22 protein-coding genes are annotated in these 21,241 nt (G+C 46.7%); all 22 read right to left on the reverse strand.

All coding sequences use genetic code 11. The annotated features are described in order from the left end of the window. Window positions 1–246: 246 nt before the first annotated feature. Window positions 247–3,528, reverse strand: coding sequence for a pyocin knob domain-containing protein (locus tag DFQ00_RS14245; protein WP_110897149.1), 3,282 nt, complete (start codon window positions 3,526–3,528; stop codon window positions 247–249). Then, window positions 3,528–4,073, reverse strand: a complete 546-nt coding sequence (locus tag DFQ00_RS14250) for a putative phage tail protein (protein WP_110897150.1) — start codon at window positions 4,071–4,073, stop codon at window positions 3,528–3,530. Before DFQ00_RS14250 ends, DFQ00_RS14245 begins: the two co-directional genes overlap by 1 nt. Next, a complete protein-coding gene (locus DFQ00_RS14255) occupies window positions 4,070–5,128 on the reverse strand; it encodes a baseplate J/gp47 family protein (protein ID WP_110897151.1) in 1,059 nt (352 codons plus the stop codon). The genes DFQ00_RS14250 and DFQ00_RS14255 overlap by 4 nt, the downstream gene beginning before the upstream one ends. Beyond that, window positions 5,121–5,534, reverse strand: a complete 414-nt coding sequence (locus DFQ00_RS14260) for a DUF2634 domain-containing protein (protein ID WP_110897152.1) — start codon at window positions 5,532–5,534, stop codon at window positions 5,121–5,123. Before DFQ00_RS14260 ends, DFQ00_RS14255 begins: the two co-directional genes overlap by 8 nt. Then, on the reverse strand, window positions 5,531–5,788 hold the full coding sequence (locus DFQ00_RS14265; protein ID WP_174812246.1) for a DUF2577 family protein: 258 nt from the start codon (window positions 5,786–5,788) through the stop codon (window positions 5,531–5,533). Before DFQ00_RS14265 ends, DFQ00_RS14260 begins: the two co-directional genes overlap by 4 nt. A gap of 6 nt (window positions 5,789–5,794) precedes the next feature. Beyond that, complete coding sequence (locus tag DFQ00_RS14270; RefSeq protein ID WP_110897153.1) at window positions 5,795–6,805, reverse strand: XkdQ/YqbQ family protein; 1,011 nt, start codon at window positions 6,803–6,805, stop codon at window positions 5,795–5,797. Between the two features lie 13 nt (window positions 6,806–6,818). Continuing rightward, entirely contained in the window at window positions 6,819–7,517 is a 699-nt protein-coding gene (locus DFQ00_RS14275) for a LysM peptidoglycan-binding domain-containing protein (protein ID WP_110897154.1), read from the reverse strand. Further along, window positions 7,518–9,500: a hypothetical protein gene (locus tag DFQ00_RS14280; RefSeq protein WP_110897155.1), complete on the reverse strand. Its 1,983-nt coding sequence runs from the start codon at window positions 9,498–9,500 to the stop codon at window positions 7,518–7,520. Between the two features lie 200 nt (window positions 9,501–9,700). Next, window positions 9,701–10,123, reverse strand: coding sequence for a phage tail assembly chaperone (locus tag DFQ00_RS14290; protein WP_110897157.1), 423 nt, complete (start codon window positions 10,121–10,123; stop codon window positions 9,701–9,703). 229 nt (window positions 10,124–10,352) lie between these two features. Beyond that, on the reverse strand, window positions 10,353–10,811 hold the full coding sequence (locus DFQ00_RS14295) for a phage tail tube protein (RefSeq protein WP_017690162.1): 459 nt from the start codon (window positions 10,809–10,811) through the stop codon (window positions 10,353–10,355). Window position 10,812: 1 nt separating this feature from the next. After that, the gene (locus DFQ00_RS14300) at window positions 10,813–12,129 is read right to left on the reverse strand and encodes a phage tail sheath family protein (protein WP_110897158.1); all 1,317 of its coding nucleotides are present in this window, start codon (window positions 12,127–12,129) and stop codon (window positions 10,813–10,815) included. After that, window positions 12,129–12,368 (reverse strand): YqzN/YkzM domain-containing protein, encoded by a 240-nt coding sequence (locus DFQ00_RS14305; RefSeq protein ID WP_110897159.1) that lies wholly within the window; start codon window positions 12,366–12,368, stop codon window positions 12,129–12,131. The genes DFQ00_RS14300 and DFQ00_RS14305 overlap by 1 nt, the downstream gene beginning before the upstream one ends. Window positions 12,369–12,575: 207 nt before the next feature. After that, window positions 12,576–12,995, reverse strand: coding sequence for a phage tail terminator family protein (locus DFQ00_RS29195; RefSeq protein WP_110897160.1), 420 nt, complete (start codon window positions 12,993–12,995; stop codon window positions 12,576–12,578). A gap of 113 nt (window positions 12,996–13,108) precedes the next feature. Beyond that, the gene (locus DFQ00_RS14315) at window positions 13,109–13,426 is read right to left on the reverse strand and encodes a hypothetical protein (protein ID WP_110897161.1); all 318 of its coding nucleotides are present in this window, start codon (window positions 13,424–13,426) and stop codon (window positions 13,109–13,111) included. Window positions 13,427–13,439: 13 nt separating this feature from the next. After that, the gene (locus DFQ00_RS14320; RefSeq protein ID WP_110897162.1) at window positions 13,440–15,197 is read right to left on the reverse strand and encodes a tail fiber protein; all 1,758 of its coding nucleotides are present in this window, start codon (window positions 15,195–15,197) and stop codon (window positions 13,440–13,442) included. Then, window positions 15,197–15,802, reverse strand: coding sequence for a YmfQ family protein (locus tag DFQ00_RS14325; protein ID WP_244213844.1), 606 nt, complete (start codon window positions 15,800–15,802; stop codon window positions 15,197–15,199). Before DFQ00_RS14325 ends, DFQ00_RS14320 begins: the two co-directional genes overlap by 1 nt. After that, the gene (locus tag DFQ00_RS14330; protein ID WP_110897164.1) at window positions 15,795–16,934 is read right to left on the reverse strand and encodes a baseplate J/gp47 family protein; all 1,140 of its coding nucleotides are present in this window, start codon (window positions 16,932–16,934) and stop codon (window positions 15,795–15,797) included. Before DFQ00_RS14330 ends, DFQ00_RS14325 begins: the two co-directional genes overlap by 8 nt. Before the next feature lie 4 nt (window positions 16,935–16,938). Further along, on the reverse strand, window positions 16,939–17,394 hold the full coding sequence (locus DFQ00_RS14335; RefSeq protein WP_110897165.1) for a DUF2634 domain-containing protein: 456 nt from the start codon (window positions 17,392–17,394) through the stop codon (window positions 16,939–16,941). After that, a complete protein-coding gene (locus tag DFQ00_RS14340; RefSeq protein WP_110897298.1) occupies window positions 17,387–17,758 on the reverse strand; it encodes a hypothetical protein in 372 nt (123 codons plus the stop codon). Before DFQ00_RS14340 ends, DFQ00_RS14335 begins: the two co-directional genes overlap by 8 nt. 31 nt (window positions 17,759–17,789) lie before the next feature. Then, window positions 17,790–18,779 carry an XkdQ/YqbQ family protein gene (locus tag DFQ00_RS14345; RefSeq protein ID WP_110897166.1) on the reverse strand — a complete coding sequence of 330 codons (990 nt, stop codon included), beginning with the start codon at window positions 18,777–18,779 and terminating at the stop codon, window positions 17,790–17,792. Continuing rightward, on the reverse strand, window positions 18,776–19,405 hold the full coding sequence (locus DFQ00_RS14350; RefSeq protein ID WP_110897299.1) for a LysM peptidoglycan-binding domain-containing protein: 630 nt from the start codon (window positions 19,403–19,405) through the stop codon (window positions 18,776–18,778). The genes DFQ00_RS14345 and DFQ00_RS14350 overlap by 4 nt, the downstream gene beginning before the upstream one ends. 56 nt (window positions 19,406–19,461) lie before the next feature. Beyond that, window positions 19,462–21,216 (reverse strand): hypothetical protein, encoded by a 1,755-nt coding sequence (locus tag DFQ00_RS14355; RefSeq protein ID WP_110897167.1) that lies wholly within the window; start codon window positions 21,214–21,216, stop codon window positions 19,462–19,464. Window positions 21,217–21,241 lie beyond the last annotated feature (25 nt).

The raw sequence follows: 21,241 nt of genomic DNA on the forward strand, positions 1-21,241 counted from the left end.
TGCACTGAGCTCACATGGGTGACCTGCCTATTTTAATGAATCGGCGAATTAACATTTTCCTCCTGCACAATTCATTCCTAATTTTTCAATCTTTTAGAGTTGAAAATTGGATTGTTTTTATCACGATAAGTTTTATAATAAGCAATTGAATTTGTCCAATTAGAGCTAAGATCATGGCTAATGAAAATTTTGCATGCAGCATTTGAATCTTAGTTAGATGTAATATAACTAAAAAAACTCTTTTCTTTAACTATAATAAAGATGCCCATTTAATGAAACCGACATGCTGCGATCTACATAATAGGAACCACCCGCAGCATTCCTAAAATAAAAAGCAACGTACATAATTATAGGGGAATCATTATTTAAGTTTTTTTCCATCTTATTAGTTGAAATATATTGATAATCATCGTCGTATTGAATAGTTATCTCGCGATTCACAAAATCAATATCAAAAAACCTTAGCCCACTGCCTTGATAACCATTATATGAATACAGTTCAGTATTTCCTGAAGAATATGGATTTGCATTAGAACCAACATTTCTTAGAGCTACTATCACCTGTAATAAAGTATCAGAAGAATGAGAGAGAGAAGCTATAGAACTCTTTTTTTGTTTAGTAATGTAAGTAATCCTTTCAGTTCTTGATGGAAATGTAAAAATATTATCAGTAGTGAAAAAACCATCTGTCCCCTGAACAGTTCCTTTCTGCGATTTATAATATGACATCTTATTATAATTAACACCAATTCTTATCTTAGCAATGCTATTTGATAATTGTAGAAATGTATCGCTGCCTGATGCTGTTACACCTTTGCCAGTAATAGCGGCAGCGATAGCCGTCTTCCCATCACTGACAGAGGACTTTAAACTCTCAAATTCCTCTCTAGAAGGAACCTTAACCCACGCTCCCCATGTATCGTAAAGATTCCGTTGCCAAGTAGTAAATCCTACCGGAAGAAAAGTGATTAGAGTTTGTGTCACTCCTGGTATGTTCCCTGTATCCTGAGTTCCATTTTTACTTACTTTCAGACTGAAGGCTATTCCTACAGGGCAATTTTTTATTGTCTCAGCAACACTACTAAGTTGACAATAGAACTCACCTTCTTTTACGAAATTATTTAAATCATCATTTTGAATGATACTTGTTGACTTACTAAGATAATTCTTCTCTACAAAATTCTTTAATTCTTTGTCGTTACTTTTACCTTCTAACACTGATAACTTTTTAGAAATACCAGAAGAATCATTTATTAATTGATCTATTACTGTTTTTTCGCTTACTCCAACTGATCCAGTCATTGGCACTGAAAAGAAATCACCTAAACTCTGATATGTGACTGAGTATCGCGCTGATGAATCAAATTGCAAAGCTGGTAAAGAGGCTAGTTCTCTCCCATAAATTTCTGACTCAGGACTAAATCGAAGCACGTCCCAATAATCCTGAATATCGTTTTTATAGATGGACATTATTTTTTTTACTTTGTTCTTCAATTTAGAAGATTGATTATAATTATTAATGTTGTACGAGTTGTAATCATTCGATGTAAACACTGGTCTAACATCTTCCCTAAATTCCAAGCCTGACCCTACTTCAATCTGATTATCCCCCTCAAAAAATGTGAGGTATCCCTCTGTTTGAATTGGCTCTATAATTGGTTTGGAAACTTGGTATACGAGTTGATACGAGGTGTAGTTTTTGGCTGGCTGGGTAGGTAGCAAATTAGTTGAACTGACCCAATTATTTGACCTACCGTCTGAACGACACACCCACCATTTTGTACCTAGACCGTTATATACATTATTAGATGGAACATCTGGGCTGTTACCCGAACCCGTACCTGCGGATCCATTGAACATTACCCACCCCATGAAATAAGCTTTGATTTCGTCTATTGATGGTGTATAAGAGTCTCCCCATCCACTATCTGCGTTTGAGATGGATATATTAAAATCTGACAAATCGGCGATACGGAAATAGGCATTATCAGCCCCTGTCATATTAGGATTTCTAGTAAGTATATGCCCATTGTACTTCGTAACAATTAATCTGTTATAAGCCGCAACGGGCTGAGAAAGAGTACATCCCACTATCTTGTAACCTGGTGATGAGGCTACTGAACGGTAAGTTAGATTATTATCCAAACTTACTTTAGACCACATTGAGATTTTGTAGAGCTGGCCATTTTTCTCAAATACTTCATCAGCATTTTCATTAGTTACCGGATCAGCGTATAGACTTGATTGCAAAGCAAGAATTGCATCTTCTCGTACTTTATGCGATGTAATTGTTTCACCTAAAGTCATGATCGGCTGTACAAATGTTGCATTGTTCCCAGCAGACCAGATCCACTTACTCACATCAAAATCATCAGTATATTGGGTAACTCCACTACAATTGACACCCATCCTTACTGCAGTTGTGTATGTCTTGATTGTTTTAGTTTCTCCAGGATTAATAAACATACCTTGAAGTCTTGCATATGAATCATATACGCTTACTCGTATTTTACCTGTACTCTTGGATGGATTACTTATTGTATAGTTTTGATTGGGTAAAATATTTAAATAAGTTACAGCATATGCATCTGTCCCCATTGAAGCGGATATCAGCTCACCTTTTGCGGTATACGGAGAGGTCTCCCCAAAAATATGTCCAGTGTGCTCCCATTCATAAAACGGCGGCAACAGGTTCTCACCATAACGAATTACATATGGATTATGCACAGGTTGAACACTATCAACATACGGATATTTTGTTGCAACTTTTTCAGCAGACATATTAGAAAGAACCTTTAATTCTTCTGATGTAATCTCATATACCCTCACTGCATCCGCATGACCAAATTGTCCAGCTGCACTTCCCACAAGCGAAATCTGCAAATTGTTCGTCGTTGTCCCTAGACTCCCAGCAGGGATCAATAAGACTGCTGCTGAGAACTGATCAGTTGTAACAACTGTCCCCGAAACGTTTGATGTGCCATTCCATAAAGAAAGGGAAATACTCGTCGAAGTGCCCTTTTTCAAATCTGCAAGTGCAATATAGTTTTTACTCGTTGATAGAGTTTGCCCTAATAATTTGTATAAACTGCCCCCGGTGCTGCCTTCTTTTAAAGAAATTTTAACACTTTGATTACCTTGTGTTCTCAGTGACCAATCCAATTCGGACGACACGCCTGCTGTTGTAAACCAACCATTCATACTCTCAAAACCACCATCACGACCCAACAAGTTTACAAGCGTACGCCCCCTCATTCCTTCAAACTTAAAGGCAGAAGCGCGTTCCGCATGAATAATCTGTAGCCCGGGCTCCAGCGTTACTGATTTTCTCTTCTCCACATCCAAACGTTCCTGAATACCACTTACCTTCGTTGCCGTTTCTTCAACCTTTTCCTCCACCTGCTCCGTAAATCCATCAATCTTCTCCCAGTTCTGATCCAGATACTTATCCAGATCAAAATAGGTTGTCGATGGCGAAGAACGATCAATTTTATTCAACCCCAGATTGGGTGTTTTTGGTTCACTCATTAAGCTCCACCTCCTGCAAATTTATCCTGCCGAATTTGTTCAATCTCACTCAGGGTCATGCTCTCGATCTCGGCAATCGTCAAATAGCGTAGACGGTACTCGACAGTCATGTGTGCCGGTTTAATATCTTCAATCGCAGCTTTCAGATCATTCAGATTGGGTGGCAAGCCCCATGTGTCGATAAATCGAATTAATATGCGATACTTACTCGAATCAACGGATACATCAATGCCCCCACTTTCGTAAGCCTGAGCAACATTCTTGAGCATGGAGCCTGAGACTTTGCCGCTGCCACGCATTTTGGAGATGATGACTGACCTGCGTTGATCGTTCGGTTTGGCACGGTTGGTCTGAATCTGTAAATCCTGTTCATATCGATCCAATGCCCATGTTGCGGATTCCGGGTAAAACTGCTGTAATACATCTTCCACACCAGCCGCAAGCTGGTCTAATTCAGCACCTTCGGTCTGTGTCAGCAACTGCATCTCCAGCACATTTTCGTAGAGCGGGGGCAATAGATTCATCAGTGCATCTGATTTACTCATGTCACCCTCACCGTCCCGAGCACAGCGACAGCACCCGGTGCAATTTCCAGATTGGACATGCCGCCATTCACCAGCAAATTGCTGTAGTCTATCACAGGCGGGATATCCAGAATGACATTAGCAATCCGTGTCCAGCGTACTAATGGATCAGCAAAAGCCAGCTCTTTCAGATACGCCGTTACCCCAGTCTCGATTAAGGATTTCACGCCTTCGTAAGTTGATCCTGAAGCAAGCGTGACCTGTACTTCAATATCAATAGGCACTTCTTCTGCCCCCACGACGGTAACAACTGGACCGATAGGGGCTGCTCCTTTGCCCATGCCATCCTGCGTAGGATCGATATATTGCTGGACAGCCTCAATCACTCCCTCTGCAGGAGCGTGCATCTCATTGTTCAGTAAAGACACCTTCACCGTGCCCGGCCCATTCCACAGCGGAAAGGCCTTCGCTTTGCCAACTCCCGAATTCTCCCGCGCCCACAGCTCATACTGATACTTGTTGGCACTTGTGATCGGGCGAGAAACTTTGTCCTGATAACGATCATACAGGGCTTGATCTGTTTCCTCGTCCTCCCCTGGAACAAGCAATTTAGTTAATCCGGCGGTGGTCAAACCTGCAATGTAATCAATGGGTAACAGGGTCCCGGTATACTCGTTACCTTCTGCACCAGCAATCTCACTTTCGAGCAAAAATTGCCCTGCGGTGATCCGCTCCACCGCTTGATACACTCGTTCTCCTGTCGAAAAACGGCTCGCCAATGGAATCTCCACAGGTTTGCCATCCTGATCCTGAAAGCTGGCAGACCAACGCGCCTTGGTTGGCGCTTTGCGAGTAATGCCTGACCACGCTACCGCTCGATCCAGATACTCACCCGAGGCAGTATCCGCAAATTTAAGATTGGCGTTGACATCCAGCTCAATATACATCTGAGCCATCTCCACCGCTGCTGGCGCGAGCGCATCATAGATGATACTCCCCTCCCGTTTATCCACGCCATCGGGCACTTTGTCCAGCATTCGGTTCAAAATGACCTCAAATGTCTCCTGTTCATACATTCACGTTCACCTCCGTCTCTTGCCTGAAATTGCCGAAATCAGTTGCCACGGTAAAAGAAACCTTGACGCCATCCGACTCATGCACAAAATCAAACTCGGAAACCTCCGAAATTCGATCATCTGGCAGCAAAGCTTCCTGAATCCATCGTTCCAGTTCCGATTCCACCATGGCTCTGCCTGCAATGCCTTCCCATGACCATTCCATGCCATAATCGGACGAATAGATCAAATGCTCATAACGACGTGTGCATAAAGCTTTGTACACCGCCTGTTTAACGGCCTCTTTGCCATCCAACTGAAGTCTGCCGATCCGTTGTCCAGATGCTTGAAGCACATAGGTCAAGCTTGGAAGCACGGAAACCTCCTCCTGTTCTTCTCCACCAATCTGAGCCCCTTGTGGAATCATGGCTTCACCAGCCGATCCAGTACAATATAACTGTCCCCGCCCTGCACACGCAGCAACAAAGCCGTGTCACCCAGCATCCAATTTCTTTGAGCTACGGATTCCGTGAGCACAAGAAAAGGGTCGCTCAACGCAAGCCGCTGTTCCACAGTAATCTCCAAAGGCTGTGTATCCGTCACGCTTCCGTACATAATCTGCACGGGAGATTTGGCATCTACGGCGGCTACCGCCGCCTTTTTAATCACATCAAGCATCATAACTGGTTACACCACCTTCAAATCCAGTGCCATCGTGTGCACACCTCCCTGTACCTTGTGCGTACACTCGTCCACCAGAAAATATTGATTGATCTTCAATTCCTCGATCTGAATGTTGACGAAACTTCCGGCTCTCACCTTGAAATCGCCAAGGGCATCGACTTTTAACGTTTGCGTCTCCCGGTTGCGTAAGGTCATCAGCGTTTTCAGCATGTCATCAATCTGACCTTTATTCAGACCATCGTCCGCTTTTTGGTACAAAAAAAGCAGCCCCCATCGACGGATGCTGCCTGAATCCTGATGCACAAACGTATCCCGTTTGCCCGTTTCCTTGTTATCCCGGTACAGCTTGATCTTGTTATACGTCTGGTCGTCTATCGACCGTGTATAACTATAATCCGAAAGCAGACTATGATCCCCGATGACAAATCCATAGGGCATCTCTTCGACATCCCGAAGGGCAAGCTTGCCGAAATCATCGTAAAAGATATAGTTTTTGCCGCCATAAATCAGCGTCCGATCCAGAGCCTCACAGATCATGTCAATCAGCTTTTTATTATCAAAAAGCATACGCGGAATGACATAACTTGGTTGCTTCAAATCTCCCATTTTCAACTGGAAGTCCGTTGCAATCCGCTTGATGACATCCGCTGCCGTTGCATTAACGAACTGGTACGTCTGATTTGCGGTGAGATAACGTGTCTGGTCATAGGCTTTAATCTTCACATTTTCGTCCTTGCCGCTGTCCACCGAGAAGATATATCCGTAGAAAATCCCCTGATTCCCACGGGTGTACCTCACCACATATCCATTTTCATAGCTAAACTTCCTATTCTGAAACAAGCTGCCCTTGATCAACGTGAATTCCAGAGAAGACGGCTTGCCTATTCGTGAGGTTTTATAGGTAATCTCGCCAGCAATGTCGCTGATGTCCCAGATGTTGCCCTGTTTGTCATCCAGCAGTAGCTGTTCCTTCTCATTGATCTGCCTTTTGTCCAGATGGATCTCCTGCTGCATATCACCACTCCTTTCACGGAAGCTTGATGACAAGTCCAACGGGCAGCTTCTTGAGCTGTGCGTCTTTGATGCCATTCAGCTTCTGCAACTCTTTCCAGCGTGCTCCGTCACCTAAGTGAGCTTTGGCAACAGACCATAAGGAGTCCCCGGCTTTCAGCGTGACAGTCTTCGGTTTCACTTTTTCATCCGGCCGGGAGGCTTTGGTTTTTGTTTTTGAAGCTTCAGCCTTGTTCTGACTGTTCTTCACCGGTACTACTTTTTTGGCAGCATAAAAAACGTACTGCTTCAGCTTGATATCATACTGGATATCTCCCACCGTACCCGCTGTCTCCTTCCAGTCGAAGCTCTCAATGGAGACGGCCATGTTGACCGTGTACCTTGCACTCGTAAAGATCAGCCGGACAGGTCGTCCTGTCTGCATCCAGCGTATGATGTCTTTCACGTACTCATAGGGATCACGGTATAACTCGTTCTGTGCTCCCTGGTCCCTTACATCGTATTTGTAATGATACGGACTGTAATCCGCTGGAAAAATGCCGCTGAAGCTCACTTCACGAAGTTTGGGGGACTTGATCACATTGATCTCCCCTAGGCGACTAACGTTAAATGTGCTCCCATCCCCTGCATCTGAAAACTCAATACTCTCCGGTATAACCGGGAAATAGATATATTCGGCGCGGTTGTTAAAGCTAAGTTGTATCGAATAGCTCACTTATCCATACACCCCCTGGGCGCTGGAGACGATCTGGCTGTTCAGGCCCTCGGTAATTTTGCTGATAATGCTGTCCACGTCATGTCCGCTGTTGATATCACCTGTCGTCACCTGCACGGTTGGCGTCAAACTGACGAAACGCTGAATCGCCTGCATCTCGGCAAGCTCACGCATCAGCTTCAGGTCCTCACTGGTTACGTCAACCGTCCCATCCACATCACCGATCTTGTCCACCTGTCCGATATTGTTAATCTTGTTTAGGTTGCCCATATTGTTTATGTTTGCGGGAGCAGGTGCCGTTGGGATGGAAGGTAGGGAAGGTGTTTTGGGAGTTAAATCTTTACCGAATCCATTACCGAATTTACCTGGTAAATCTTTTTCTGTGGAGTTTGGAGAAGGTGGAGTAGGGATTTTTGAAAGAAGATCCTGCGCCATACCTTGTCCTTTGTCAGAAACTTTAGGATCGAACTCCTGGTTCATCCGTTTAATGTGAAATACCTCTTTATCACTCTTTGGTTCCATTGTTTTTAGAGTATTCATCCAGCCCTCGATACTCTTGCTACCAATGGTAACATCGGACTCGGACAACACCCTCAAGTTTGTACCAAAAGTGTCGTTAATAAAGGAAGCCACCTTCCCTATGGCTCCAATTGCTCTACCGAGAAAATCATCAATGCCTACGATAATATTGTAAAACGTCTGCAAAGCGAACATTCCCAGATCATAAAGTAATTTTTGTAAAGCGTAGAATGGATCTTTAAACAAGTTACCTATAAATTCTGCGAAAACAGCGAAGGCATTCCACATCGTGGCAATGACTACCCTCACCATCTCACCAAGTAGCAAAAATGTACTTATAATTGCTCCCAAAATCTCGGTTCCTGACACTCCCATCATGCTGAGCATGCCTATAACTAGCGCGATGGCAGCAATAGCGAGCAGAATCGGCCAATTCAGCAACAACCAAGCAGCAACGAGACTGTATACTTGTGCTATGACCAAAGCCAGAACCACGATCGCTAACGCCATCAGGATCGGCTGAATAATATCCCAGTTCTGCTGAACCACACTCGCAATATAAAGAATGCCATCTACAAGCATCGTCAGCGCGTTAGCAGCTACCGTAAATGCATTGCTAATCCATTCAATTATGCCCGTGAATTCTCCGTTGGCGAAAGCTTCATTTAATCGATCCAATAATGGTGTCAATGCAACAAGCGCTGCATGTCCAATCTGACCAAGAACCCCATTGAACTGATTAACAAGCATATTCCACTTCTGAAGAGGTGAATCCAGCATAGTGTCAAAGGCCTGTTGGGTGTAGCCTTGCTTTTGCAAAATAACGTCCAGCTTCTGGATAAACCCGTCCAGATTGGATGAATCAATTGTTTGTTGCAGCCCTGCCCCATTTAACACCTCTTCTGGAATATTAAAAGACTTAGCCAGATCGCCATTATCTCCATTCATGGCGGCAACCAAGGCTCCAGTTGCATCCGACATGTTTTTGCCATCCGGAGATAACATGCTCATCCGTTTAGCCATGTCCCGCAGCTTGTCCATCTGATCTGTATTCTGTGCATAGGGGATAAGGGACAGCGCACCTTGCAGAGCGTCCGTTACATTCTGCCCACTCTTGAATGCTTCCGCGCGATAACGATTAAATATCGTCTCTCCCTGAGCATCATTGCCCGTTGCAGCCATATACCGATGCTTCAGATCCTCCTCTTGCGCTGCCGGGGCCAGAACGGCTTGTCCTGCTGACTTGATCATACCGATCCAGGCTCTGACTCGCTGAGTCCCTTCAGCAAAAGCTGCATTCACTTTAGCTTGCTCCTGAGATACTTCTCGAAGCAAACTACCTGCAGCAGCAATACTATTTAAACGCGCAGAATTAAACGCAGTATTGATCGCCGCAGGCATCCGTTGAAATTGCTGAATCATTCGGTTGGACATTACATATAACCTTGCAAACATGGCATACATTCAGTTCTCCCTCCTTTCCTCTTATTTCTTCCGTGTGCGGCTTCTCGTGCGCTCTTTCTTCTCTTCCTCCACCCGGATGGAAATCATCGCATAGATAGCTGCACGTTCTCGCATCGAGAAAGCCATCAGCTCATGCGGCAATATCTTTAATTCATGGAGAGCGTAATACGCCAGATTGGCTTCGGAATCGCCCTCTTTGATTAGTTTTTTACGTCATCCACCAGTTCGTTCATGTCCTGGTTGAAGCCGTTCAGCTTCTGAACCTGTTCACCAAGCGAAGCAAACTCTCCAGGCAACAGCATTTTTCGTAAAAGCGATTCTGCACCCATCACGCCATAGGAGCGTTGAAGTTCGGTATTTTTCAAATCCGGGTACACCACACTTGCCGTCATCAGACGAGCCATGTAATCATTCGCATCAATGTCCGGTGTGTAGACACCGTTTTTCCCTTTGATTTTGCGGGTAGCCGCCTTGCGGCATTCCTGGTTCTCATCCTCCGTCATGCTGCGCAGCTTCCATGCTACCGGTGCTCCCTTGTCATCTTTAAAACGTGGAGAGACGACAAACTCCTCCGTTGTATCTGCTGCTGCGTTTTGTGCAAAAAACATACTCAATCCACTCATGTTTATTCCTCCTCATAAGTTAAGACTCCCCCGCCGCATAGAGCGGCGAAGAGCCATTAATATTGGCTTTATAAAATTACAAAAAGCATCACTCCAAGAATCAGGAGCATCTGCTCGAAGAATATGAGAACGCCAAATAGCCCGTAACACAGGCAAGTTGAACTGGTTTCTTTTATAAAACCGATGCTCGATTATTTATCTTGGTTTACGCGCTACACAAGCACTTCACTTACTTCGGCAGATTAAAGGATACAGGCATATCCACATCTTCAAACGTAAAGCTCACTTCTTCCTCCAGCGCCTCTGCCTCGGTATCCAGGGATGCCATGATCACACTGTCGAGGTTGACGCCTTTGAGGGTTACGGTCTGTTTGCCAATAGTGGACGATGGATCTTCGTTGGTCACTTCAATGTCAAAGTAGGTATCTACGCCATTTTGCATGTACTGGAGCATCAGCTCACGGAAACGGGAAGTTGTGTAGAAAATCGTCATGGAGCCAGACCCTGACCAGCCTGTTGCTTTGTGCTGCACGCCGCGGCGGCCCAATGTTTTGACCTCTGCTTTTTGCTTCTCCACGGTTGCTTCCAGCGTTTTCACGTAGAACATCTCTTCTGTCTGTCCGTTAATCGTTGCATATGCGCGGCCCTCTTGGCCGGAGATCGTGTCGCTTGCTTTTAAAAATGCCATCTTAAACCACCTTCACTTTCATGTATACTTTTTCAACGGAATCCACAGGCTGCACCTGCACTTCAATCATAATACTGTCGGTTTCATTGCCCGGAAGCACGGTAATATCCGTTTTGGAATCGAAATTTTGAATCGCTCCAATATCCTGAAGCTGCTTCAGATACGTAACACATTGCGAGCGGAACAGGCTGCGTCCATCCTCATTGTTATTCACTTTGCCAATATAATAGGATTCGAAAATACGTTTCATGTCGTTTGCGATGCCATCAAGAACACGCACCACACGGTTTTTGGCAAAATGACGCGCCTTATCTGGTGTCACGGAACGGAAGGTGTTCACATCCTGCTCCACCAGCGCACGGTTGCTGCTCGCTGTAAACACAAACTCGCCGTTGCGAAGTGCCGCCTCAGTCTCGGTATGTGTCAGCCGTCCGTTTACATCCACGGCATCGTCGTACGCACGGAAGGTTAGAGATTCATTCATATTAGCCCCTGCGGTAGCACCGGCAGTCCACGCAACAGTTTGTTTCGGTGTAAGCGCGGTACCATCCGCAAGCACAACGCCATTTTTCACACTAATGACACCTTCATGATCCGCGGCCGGATAATTGGAAAGCACCAGTTGTACCTTCTTGCCCTCCACATCGCGCAATCGCTTGATGTATGCCGAATAAACAGACTTGAGTGTGGCATCGTCCGAGATCAGACCAACGGTGTTGATATCAAGCACCTCCAGTTTGCTCAGGAAATCGGCATGCTCCTGGTTCGTAGATGTGCCATCCTCTCCACTTGTTAGTGGAAGCGAAGCTGTGGTTGTAAGGGACCCTTCACCAGTGAAGGTAACAAATGCATTGGATTGCAGCTGACCGATGTTGGACACCGTCTGTTTGTGTACTTCTTTACCAGCGAGCAAGGTAGATACATCGAATCGCTCAGGCTCATTCATATTAGCGGAAATAACAATAGTGAGGTCATTACCACGTACACCGCCATACTGTGCTGTTACTGTAAGGGTATCCAATGTTGCTTTAGCTTTCGTTCCTGCATTAAGACGATATAAAAGCAGGGTTTGTGCGCGCTTCAGCGCTTCACGAATCAGCAGCAATTGTGGTGCTGTCCAGTCATAACCGAGTTTGGCTTGTACATCCTCACCTGCTTGTACCGTCAGAATTGTGCCCGCTTGTCCCCAAGACAATGGAAGTGCCAAGGCGACTGTTCCCCGCTCTCCAACAGTTCCGGGCAATGTGCCCTCCGATGCAAAATTCATATATACGCCAGGGCGTACCTTATTTTGAGTTGTCCATGTTCCTCCAGCCATTATTGTGCCTCCCCATTCATAAATTGTTGGATGTGTTGCTGAGCTTCTTGCACAGTGTACGTTTGTTGTTCCAGCAGCACCGCTGCCAAAATATCCTTCTCCAATCGACTAAACTGCCGGGCTTCGGCGAACTGTGCTTTGTTGTATTTGGTATCGTTATGTTGCTGATCTGCTTCATGGTTCTTTCGATCTGTTTCTTTCTTGGTGAACATCGCGAGTGCGCCTCCTATTCCTTTCATGTTGGTCCTCCTTAAATGGTTTCAGCTACACAATATACACACACTAACCACTCCAAGAACAGAACAACCTTCAATCGCTGTTATCCCCAGATTTTTTTGGCTCCCTTTTCAGAAGGGAAAATCCGGTGATAAAGGCGAACGCTTCGCTTTTCCAGTTTTTTCTCTTCTCTCCGTTTTGTGTGTACGTTAGTCTGAACACTAAAGTTATTACTTTGTGGTTTTCAATGCAGTTGGTCGCTGTTCCAGCTGTTGCATTGGACTGGAGGACTCCGACACTTTGGTGGTTCGCATCGTGTAATACACCCACAGTTTGGGTGCTTCTCCCCACGCTTTCCATCGCAACTCCGTTGCCCGATAGGGAGTCCCATCCACTTCAATTGTTTCCAGTGCTTCGAAGAGCTTGTCTGGCAAGTCTTCTGGGATATTGCTGCTATCCAGCCATCGAATCTCGTAGATGTGAGATTGCACGAATCGATCACTGCGCTCACGTGTGAGTTTTGCTGCGAGTAAGCGGTAGGTTAGGCCTTGGCTTTCTGGGCTAACTTCTGTGGCGGGATGAATCGGGATATTAGGGAGGTGATGTGATAGTGTTGCGACAATGGAGTTGGTAAGTTGGGTTGTGGTCATGGTTCACCTCCTTTAAAAAGCACTAAATCTTCAAATTAAAATATCTCTTCGGATGCTTTGATATTGTCAATTACCTTTATCTGTTCCTTCAACACATTATTAAAATCCAACTATTAGTTACTAGCTTGTATTCTATTTTTATTCTCTGAAGAAACATTTAACAAAATAGTTTTCATTTCCATAATCTCTTTTTTCAACTTATTTACTTCTTCTTCTAAATCGAGTACAACTGGAGCATCTATATACTCATAATAAATTTCATGTGAATCCAAATTAATGTATGGCACGCTCAATTTACCATCAATTTGTTGAGGATCAGGAACACTACTTACAGTAATACTATTATCTGGTGGATTACTTCCGTGATCTTCATACACAATAACACTAATTTTTCCAACCTTATTCGCTACTTCTTCGTAAATAATATACATTATTTAATTCCCCCTATATTATTCTATAATTTATTTTATATACATAAATAATACCATATAAGTAAAATATCAATTCTTTAGACACATCCATATCCCTTGCATTAAAAATACCTGAACCCCTGTAATGGTATGACTCCCATCCAATAGGATTAGTAAATGTAAGTAATTTACGTCTATTTTCCTTAGATCTAGTCAAGGTAGGTATATGTCTGCCAGTATATTCTGGGTTTGGAGAAGTCGAATAGGATGTAAAGCCACCTTGATTATCAACAACAAAATTATTTATTTTGTTCCTCTCACTTGAATGGGAAATACCTCCTGAAAAAGCATTACTAAAACTGGCTATTGAAACTCCGCTATCTGCTCCTATAGCCACTGCTGATAAAAAAACCGAATTTCGCACATACAAAACACGCTTTCCATTGTATTCACCAGCACACAAACCTAATATTTGAGAATCATTAATTGAATAGGCCCAATCAACTACTCCATTAGAATTAATTTTTCGAATTAGCCCTGAACCATGCGTATACAAAGCACCTAGTTTTCTATCTAATGACCAAGGCCTATTTGAAGAAGAATTCCCTGTATCAACTTTATATATAAGCTGACCACTAGTGGTACTGTATTTAAAAAAGACTCCCCAAGAATGAAAATAAGCGTTACCATAATCATCGAGCTCCAACATATCAGAAACAATAGCAGAAATTGGAATCGTTCCTAAAGATGCTCCTGTGTCTTTATTAAAAGTTCGCAACGCATACTTCCAAGAATCTGTATAGGTTGAAGCCAATACCAATACAGTATTAGTAACATCGTTAACTACACATTTTGAGAAACCACTTTGATCTGAAACTTTCCAACGTAGTAAACCGTCTCTTGATATGTTTCTTATTTCATATAAATTACTTGCTCCATCATTATAAATATAAGTGATATTCCCTTCTTTATCTTGACATAAACACACATCACTACTTATAATCCCAGTATTTAATGTCATTGTACTTTTCAATTCTGCTTCTGCTATACGTTCTATTGGAATACCTGTGTTCACACCAAACAAGTTCCCCTCACTTAATCTTGAAGACAAGCTACTCCATGTGTCATCTGTGGACGCTGATACTCCCAGTGCGTTAAGCGCGTCCACAATACCACGTTTAGCATTAACGCCAGATTGAAAAAGCGTGTCATAGTCCGTTTGTGTAGGCATTCGAACTAAACTTGGTGTAAACTCTGTATCCTTCACCGTTGAGATCGGCCCAGTTTCAAAGGTATACACACCCGCCTGACCTAATCTAAAAATGATACCTCTAGCACCCAAGTTAGAATGAGTTTGTTTATAATAGTACTTATTGTTTGTCGGGTGGATATAACAGTTATGCCCCATCAAGAAAAAGCCAGATGTACCTGCCGAGATACTTCCCCACGAACTAATCGTAAGAGGGCCTGAAATTTCACCACCCGCACGCGGAAGACTCGCATTTTTCGCATTTGTTTCAGCTGCTGTAGCTGCATCCCTTACCGCCTTCTCCGTCGCCGCCACCGCCTCGGACGTCCCGTCCGTCTTGTTCGACAACTGCACCTTCCCTTTTTGCATCAAGGACGCATCGGGGATATCCATCTTGCTCACCGCTTCGCGAAGCGCATCCAAATCGTCTTGCGTTGCAACACCTGCATCAATCTTCTCAAAAATCGCATTAATACTCTCTCGGGTCACATTCTCATTCCCCAAAGGCAGGGGGAGATTTAATCGATCTGTATCTTTTGGCATTACGCCCACACCTCCAGTTCATTCCACGTCAAGGACGCGGCATCGAGTTCATCCCATGTCATCTTCTTGTTGTCCAGATCATCCCAGACCAGATAACGGTATTTATATTCCACGGCCATGTGGGCCGGTTTCAGTTCATCAATGGCTCGTTTCAGATCATCCATATTGGGCGGAATGCCCATCGTATCGACAAAGCTCACCGTAAAACTCCACGCTTCCGGCTGGAATGTAACATCCACCTTGCCCCCGGCATACGCCTCAGCAACGTTTGCAACCTGACTTCCCGAAAACTTGCCTGCTCCGCGCAGCTTCGACTCTACCACCGCACGCCGCTGCTCCACAGGCTTGAGACGATCTGTCTCAATACCAAGCTCCTGCTCCCAGTAATCCAGCCCCCACGTAGCTGTGCGGACAAAAAACTGCTCCAGCGTCTCGTCCAGTGCCTGATACAACAGATCCATCTCCACGCCTTTGGCCTGCATATCGGCCTGCATGACACGCGAAGTTTCATAATACCGAGGCAAATACGAGAACAGCTCCCGCCCTTTCTCACTCGTCAGTCCAACATCTACAGCATTCTTAACCTCTACCCCCATACTACTCATGCACATCCACCGTCCCCAGCACAGCCACCTGGCTGGCGGTCATCTCGATATTCTGGTCGCTTACTCCATTTACAGTCAGCTCCGAATAATCGATAATTGGCGGGATGTCGAGCAGGATCGCGGCAATGCGGGTGTAACGTACGAGCGGGTCGGCAAAAGCAAGCTGCTTCAGATACGCGGTCACCCCGCGATTGATTAATGCCCGGACATCCGCCAGCGTGGCATCACTTGCCAGCGTCAGCTTCACCTGGATGTTCATCGGCACTTCCTCTGCCGGCATCACTGTCACCACTGGCCCTGCCGGGGCAACACCTTCGCCCTGTCCATCCTGCGTTGGATCAACATACTTTTGCACCGCGGCTACCAGATCGGAGCCTGCCGCACGTTTGTCCGTATCGAGCAGATACAGTCCAACCGTACCCGGCCCCTGCCACAGCGGGATCACCCGCGTCGCACCGACGCCCGGAACTTCACTGGCCCACTGCACATACTGTGCCTTGTTGCCGCTGGTTCCCTGGTTGCGGACTTTGGCATAAAAGCGCTCCAGCAGCGCCGTATCCGCCTCCACGTCCGCACCGCCCTTGATCACGTCCGTGTTCACCACAGACGTTACGCCGCTCAGTGGTGTCGACAGCACGGTTACCGTGCCTGCGGGCACATTGCTCTCTTTTCCGGCAACAAGCGCACGTACACCTACACTCCCGAAACCATCCTCACCAAGCTCCACACGACCGACGGTTTCATATTCGAGCGATGCTTCTCCGGACACCTCATCTGCGAGCGTAGCCACAACCGTGCCCGAGGGCACGACCTTTCCCGGTGTACCTGCAAATCTAACTGTTCCTTGTGCATACACCGCTGCCCTGCGCGTAATCCCGTGCTCTCCAGCACGCAAATCCAGCTCCTCCGAACGGAAATTCGGATCACGGCTCGCCGCTGTACTGGCAAATCCACGCCGCAGCAGCTCCTGTGCCCAAAGCGCCGCCTCAGACAGCATAAAGGCTACCGGGGCCTCCGCATCCCACAAAAACGACCCTTCCGACTTATCCAGATCCGCGGGCAGACGATCCAGCAACCGCTGCATAATCTGTTCCTCCGTCTGGTCCTCCAAATAACGCGGAATCTCAGCCATCCCGTCAGATCACCTCACTTTCCAGAATAAACATCTCATCCTGCACACTCGTCACCCGGCACGTAAATACACACTGCTCCCGGTCCCAATCAAACGTAAACTGGTCTACCGCATCCGTACGCGGGTCCGCTTGTAGCGTTTCCGTAACCATCCGGGCAATCTCACTTTCCATCACACCACGGCTATCCCCCTGACCCACCAGGTCCTCCAGCTCCGAGCCGTAGTCCCGAGAATAGATCACATGTCTGTACCGTGGCGTCTTCACCGCCTTGATACACCACTGCACCCATGCTTCATGTGCATCTGCCGTAGCCACTTTGCCACTGGGGGTCAGCACAAAATCACCAGCATCATAGTCATAACGCCAGCTCCGTCCAAAGCGTACCTCCTCCGAAGCCACTCCAGACAAATCCTCTTCATCTCCCCAGATCATTCCTGTTTGCGGAAACAAACTAGGCATGGGCACTCACCACCTTACACAGCACCACAATATCGTTCCCACCATTCACACGCATCGCCAGCACGCGATCCCCGGCCTTGAGGCCTTTTCCCAAGGACCAAACCGCTTCTTCCACTTCCCCTTTTTGCAAAAGAAACCGTCCCGTGCCCGTCGTACCGCCGTTTGCCACGTCAGATATGCCGGAAATTGCGCCAGCCAGCTCACGCTCGGGCAAATGTAATGTCCCAGGCAGCTCGGCCACGAGATAATCCTGCACTTCATGCTTGAAGTCATCCAGCTTCACGCCGGACGCCGTAATCGTACCGAGCACCGCCCCCAGACCACTCACGGCTTGACGGGAATGTGTACTCATCGCTCCCCGCATCACATCGGCAAAATGTCCGTACGGATCTTCATTATTCAAGATAAAACCTCCTTTTCACCAGCTCCGCCGTGCCTAGCTCCAGCGTCATCGTACCTGGCCCAGTCGACAGATCGCGGCTGACCGACATGACGATGAGCTTGAGACCTTTGAGCGTGACTGCATCTCCGGCGCGAAGCGTATTGATGTCCGGGGCCGAGATGGTAAACGTCTCCTGAACACCTGTCAGCTTGCTTTTTGCCAGCTTCTTCGCGGCGGCGGCTGTTTTGACCTGATCGTCCTCGATCAGTTTTTGCAATGTGCCTAGCTGCTCTGTACCGCTCTGCTCCATAGCCAGCACCTTTGAAGGCACCTCTTTCCCACTGCCCCCGGATTCCGACGCTGCCATTACCTTCACTTTGGTAACCGCGCCTTCAAGTGTACGCATCTGTGTCAAGTCGATCAGCCGATCCAGTGCATACACCTTCGTATTGCTACCCACCTTGAACAGCTGTAGCCCGCCGGGCGTCATCCTTGGATGATACATGTCTCCCCCGGACTTGGCCGTTTCCTTCAAATCGGCAAACATCATCGAAAAAATCGTCTGCGACCGATACACCGCCTTACCCAGCTTGGTCTTCACCTCCGGCAACGTAGCCAGAGGAATTTTCCATTCCTTGGCGTACGCTTTAAGCCGCTGCGTGGCAGTCTGATCCTTGGGAAACAGGAATTCGTCCTCTGATTTCTCCAGATAGATCATGCGGTCATAGACCGTGAGGGACAGCCGTTTCGTCCCGCTATTCGAGCTTTCCGCTTCCCAGATGACAGCAGGGTGCAGCAGATGCACCAAGGATTTCCCGCCAAAAGGAACCCCGCTGATTCGTACCGCCATTCCCGGCGAGATGGCAGGCAGCCCGGAGGATGCCGACACCGCCAGCCGGATATTCGCCTGATAGGCGATCTGGTCGAGTGAATCCTTGAGTGTTATCGTCTCCACCAGCTTGGTGATATCATGCTTGTCATCGACAATGACCTTGTAGGTCATGGCATCACCAGCTTTTGCCCCGGCTTGATCCGATTCGGATCACTGCCGATGATTTTGGCGTTAAGCTTGTAAATTTCGTTCCATTTGGAACTGTTTCCAAGCTCAAGCTTGGCTATTTTGGACAGAGAATCCCCGGCTTTGACGGTGTAGGTCTTGCTCGTTTTTTTCAGATCCGTACGTGAACCAGACTTGCTCGCCGCAGCACCCGAACCCACCTTCTCTACCTTGGAATCCCGCCAGGTTCGCAGCGTCAGGTCGAAAGAGATATCGCCCGTCTCCCCGCCGCGAAAGCTCGAATTCAGCGAAACGAGAAACACGGGTACATTCACGCCGGTTCCCGAAATGATGAAACGCAGCGGCTTTTTCGAGATAAGAAAGGTGTTCAGAATGTTCATGGCTACGCGCGGATCGGGAACCGGGGATACCATACAATAGGACTCGTCATACTCTTTAGGAAAAAAAGAAGAAAAGGTGATCTCCTTCACCTTCTCTCCCTGCGCAAAATCAAACTCGCCATGCTCCAGCATCTGGATCGTTTCGTAGCCCTTTGATCTGGAGATATTGACCTCTTCCGGGTTCACCGGGAATTGAAATGAAGTGCTGCCGTCTTTCAATGTAAATGTCATTTCGTTAGGTCCTGCTTCATCTTTAAGTACAGACATCTTTGCGGCCTCCTTTCTGCTTAGGCCATAATCGTTTTGCGATTTTGCATTGCTTTGCGGAACTCGTTGCTAATCCGCTGCCCCACCTGATGGCTCACAGCATCATAATCAATGGCGTTCTCGCGCACCGTCACCTGTACCGTACCTGGCGCGATATTCACTGCGATCTGGTTGGTCGTTTCGGTTTTGAAATCCTTGAGGTAACCCGACAGACTGCTCATCTGCTCTTCCGAAATATGCACTGTCATCGGAGATGCTTTGCCATTGGACTGAGCATTGTTATTCAGCGTCATAGCCTGGGACTGCATCATGCTTGTGCCTGTAAGACCCGCTGAGGTGGATGAGCCAAGTCGATTGTTCATGTAAGCTTCGGGCCCGGTAATCGACAGAGCGGCTGGCCTGTATGGCGGCGGCATTTGCGGTGCTGCAGGTACGGAAGGTGATGCAGCGACTGTTGCAGCCGGAGCCGTCTGTTCTTCTTTATTCGAACCAAAGCCGAAGAAATTGGAGATGCCTTCGGTGAGACTCTTTGTTTTCTCAGAGACAAAATCAGCAGCACCCGATAACGCGTTACCTAATCCTTCCGATGCATTGGATACAAAGCTTCCGATATCCTTCGCTTTATCTCCAATCCAGCCTCCCACTTCACCACCAGCCCAGCCTCCAACTGCACCACCAATATAAGTACCGATTCCTGGCAAAATAAAACTACCAATCGCGCTGCCAATCGCCGTACCGGCAGTTCCGCCAATCATCGAACCAACGGCCCGGCCTCTTTCCTCGGCAGGTGCATTTGCGATGTTAGCCACATCCGCCAGCATGCTGATCGGACCAAGCAATCTCTTGGCCCCTTTGGCAAAGCCTCCGCCTATTTTACCCATCATGCCATCACCCGAGAAAAGGTTGGACATGCCCATGGGTGAAGAAGACATGATGCCTGATATTAGTTTGGAATTTTTTCCACTCCCGAATCTTCGGTTTCGATCCATATCCAGGGATTCTCTGAATGCTCGGTCTGACGTATCTGTAGTAATCTTCGGGGTCGGCGCAGATTCAGGAGTGGATGCTCTGGAAATCCCCCCTCTTCTTCCTCTTCCACCAGCTGATCTTCGGCTAGGTGCACTCCGTTTCGTTTCTCCTCCTGAGCTTGAGGACGAGCGAATCGGGCGGTTTCTGTTCTTATTCTCTGCCACTTCTGTACTTGCGCTTGGATTGGCGGCTTTGTTTTTTTTATTTTTAAGAGCAGACCATACTCCTTTAATTTTCATTCCGATATCAGTAGCATTGTTAGCAAGATTCAACCATGTGTCGATCTCTTCCAAGAGACCATTATCATCTTCTTTAGCCACATTATTTATCGTTGTATTTGTATTATGACTCCCAATCACAACGGACATGGAAGAGGCACTCGCCGGAGTCATTTTCCCCATCGCCACTTCAACCTTCTGCTTCACCTCCACAGATACCGTGCCGGACGCCTTCACCAATTGATTGCGGAAGCTGTTCAGCTTGGTCAGTGCGCGATCCAGTGCCGGGCTTAGCTGGTCATCCAATCCGATTCTCGGTGTGATGTGCAAACGGCTCAACCTTACAGCGGTGCTATAGATATTTTCCAATCTACGCCCGGTTGTTCTCAGCTCATTATTCACTTTGATCAGGCCCTGATAACGAACCCGGTTTAAACGATCCGTAGACCGCTGAATCTGATCCAGATAACGAAGGGTGGTCTTCATTTGTGTATTCGATTGGGATAAACCGATAATCATTTCTGCCATGTTATTCACCTCCTGCCTGTTTGAA

Origin of the sequence: Paenibacillus barcinonensis, assembly GCF_003217495.1 — a bacterium.
GTDB classification, from domain to species: domain Bacteria; phylum Bacillota; class Bacilli; order Paenibacillales; family Paenibacillaceae; genus Paenibacillus; species Paenibacillus barcinonensis.

Bases quoted from the DNA above. Each gene is read 5' to 3' on its own strand.
- DFQ00_RS14245 (WP_110897149.1), bottom strand. From the start codon at position 3,528: ATGAGTGAACCAAAAACACCCAATCTGGGGTTGAATAAAATTGATCGT.
- DFQ00_RS14250 (WP_110897150.1), bottom strand. From the start codon at position 4,073: ATGAGTAAATCAGATGCACTGATGAATCTATTGCCCCCGCTCTACGAA.
- DFQ00_RS14255 (WP_110897151.1), bottom strand. From the start codon at position 5,128: ATGTATGAACAGGAGACATTTGAGGTCATTTTGAACCGAATGCTGGAC.
- DFQ00_RS14260 (WP_110897152.1), bottom strand. From the start codon at position 5,534: ATGATTCCACAAGGGGCTCAGATTGGTGGAGAAGAACAGGAGGAGGTT.
- DFQ00_RS14265 (WP_174812246.1), bottom strand. From the start codon at position 5,788: ATGATGCTTGATGTGATTAAAAAGGCGGCGGTAGCCGCCGTAGATGCC.
- DFQ00_RS14270 (WP_110897153.1), bottom strand. From the start codon at position 6,805: ATGCAGCAGGAGATCCATCTGGACAAAAGGCAGATCAATGAGAAGGAA.
- DFQ00_RS14280 (WP_110897155.1), bottom strand. From the start codon at position 9,500: ATGTATGCCATGTTTGCAAGGTTATATGTAATGTCCAACCGAATGATT.
- DFQ00_RS14290 (WP_110897157.1), bottom strand. From the start codon at position 10,123: ATGAGTGGATTGAGTATGTTTTTTGCACAAAACGCAGCAGCAGATACA.
- DFQ00_RS14295 (WP_017690162.1), bottom strand. From the start codon at position 10,811: ATGGCATTTTTAAAAGCAAGCGACACGATCTCCGGCCAAGAGGGCCGC.
- DFQ00_RS14300 (WP_110897158.1), bottom strand. From the start codon at position 12,129: ATGGCTGGAGGAACATGGACAACTCAAAATAAGGTACGCCCTGGCGTA.
- DFQ00_RS14305 (WP_110897159.1), bottom strand. From the start codon at position 12,368: ATGAAAGGAATAGGAGGCGCACTCGCGATGTTCACCAAGAAAGAAACA.
- DFQ00_RS29195 (WP_110897160.1), bottom strand. From the start codon at position 12,995: ATGACCACAACCCAACTTACCAACTCCATTGTCGCAACACTATCACAT.
- DFQ00_RS14315 (WP_110897161.1), bottom strand. From the start codon at position 13,426: ATGTATATTATTTACGAAGAAGTAGCGAATAAGGTTGGAAAAATTAGT.
- DFQ00_RS14320 (WP_110897162.1), bottom strand. From the start codon at position 15,197: ATGCCAAAAGATACAGATCGATTAAATCTCCCCCTGCCTTTGGGGAAT.
- DFQ00_RS14325 (WP_244213844.1), bottom strand. From the start codon at position 15,802: ATGAGTAGTATGGGGGTAGAGGTTAAGAATGCTGTAGATGTTGGACTG.
- DFQ00_RS14330 (WP_110897164.1), bottom strand. From the start codon at position 16,934: ATGGCTGAGATTCCGCGTTATTTGGAGGACCAGACGGAGGAACAGATT.
- DFQ00_RS14335 (WP_110897165.1), bottom strand. From the start codon at position 17,394: ATGCCTAGTTTGTTTCCGCAAACAGGAATGATCTGGGGAGATGAAGAG.
- DFQ00_RS14340 (WP_110897298.1), bottom strand. From the start codon at position 17,758: ATGCGGGGAGCGATGAGTACACATTCCCGTCAAGCCGTGAGTGGTCTG.
- DFQ00_RS14345 (WP_110897166.1), bottom strand. From the start codon at position 18,779: ATGACCTACAAGGTCATTGTCGATGACAAGCATGATATCACCAAGCTG.
- DFQ00_RS14350 (WP_110897299.1), bottom strand. From the start codon at position 19,405: ATGACATTTACATTGAAAGACGGCAGCACTTCATTTCAATTCCCGGTG.
- DFQ00_RS14355 (WP_110897167.1), bottom strand. From the start codon at position 21,216: ATGGCAGAAATGATTATCGGTTTATCCCAATCGAATACACAAATGAAG.